This is a genomic window from uncultured Campylobacter sp. (genome assembly GCF_937890585.1).
Classification (GTDB): Bacteria; Campylobacterota; Campylobacteria; order Campylobacterales; family Campylobacteraceae; genus Campylobacter_A.
In genome coordinates this window covers 1-1,039 of the sequence record NZ_CALACG010000210.1, presented here as the reverse complement: position 1 = coordinate 1,039, position 1,039 = coordinate 1, and the positions used below count along the sequence as shown (strand labels likewise).

The 1,039-nt window shown below is 41.0% G+C and carries 2 protein-coding genes; both read right to left on the bottom strand.

The features are described from left to right. Positions 1-93: 93 nt before the first annotated feature. Positions 94-873 carry a lysophospholipid acyltransferase family protein gene (locus tag Q0296_RS06185; RefSeq protein ID WP_298038112.1) on the bottom strand — a complete coding sequence of 260 codons (780 nt, stop codon included), beginning with the start codon at positions 871-873 and terminating at the stop codon, positions 94-96. Then, positions 854-1,039, bottom strand: a 186-nt coding sequence (locus Q0296_RS06180; protein WP_366939723.1) for a TRAM domain-containing protein, incomplete at its 5' end; no start/stop codon positions are given. The genes Q0296_RS06185 and Q0296_RS06180, both read right to left, overlap by 20 nt.

Genomic DNA, 1,039 nt, shown 5'->3' with positions numbered 1-1,039 from the left:
AATTTCGCTTCAAGAGCGAGCTTGTAGGAGTTGTCGCTATAAAAAAAGAGCCCAAATAAAGCTACTATGAAAATGGCTATAAAGATAGAAATTTTATTTTTCATAAATTTCGTCCAAAATTTCTCTTATCTCGTCGCTTATTTGCGGATTTTTATGCGCATATTTTTTCCACCAAATTTTTAAATTTGACCTAAAGTCCTCTTTGTTTTGTAGCACGCTCTTACCGCCGTCATTTTGTGAGGCTTGCCAAAGCTCGTTTTGTATCTTCTCTTTTGCCTCTTTTTGCTCTAAATTTGCCACGCTAAAAGGGGCTGAGAGGCTAAAATTTATAGTTGAAAATGGCTTTGGAAGTATCATCTTATCCCAACTTTTAAATTCCCAAAATGAGTTTGCTTCGAAATTTAGAGCATAAATTTCGCAAGATGACTTTTGTGCGATCACTGCAGCTCCGTCTGCTACGCTGTGTCTTGGTCCGCGTGGGCCATCTGGTGTGATGATGACGTCGTGGCCTTGTTTTATCTCTCTTAGGGCCTCTATAAGCGCCCTTGCACCGCCTTTTGAGCTGCTGCCTCTAATGGTACCGATGCCAAAAAATTTGATTATTCTGGTGATGAGCTCGCCATCTTTGTGGTCGCTGATTATCACCTTGCCTTGTTTTCTGTTTTGGCTGCCCCACCAGCGCCTATAAGCAAAGCTCATAAAGCTAAGTCTGCCGTGCCAAAAGACGACGACGCAGCCATTTTGTGGTAAGAAATTTGGAGTGTAGCTCTTTTTGCAGGTTAGAAAAATGAGCCACATCAAAATGTAGATGAAAAAGACGCCAACACTTAGGGCGAGCTTTTCAAGGGTGTTTTTAAATTTGCAGCTCGCCATACAAAACCATTCGTTTTGGGTTTGTGATCTTTACTTTTTGCGTAGTGCCAAGAAGCTCTTCGCTGCCATCAACTTGAACTAAAAAGTTGTTAAAACTTCGCCCAGCAACGCCGCCATTTGCTCTTAGCTCTTCAAAATATACATCAAAAATTTTATCTTTTTGCGC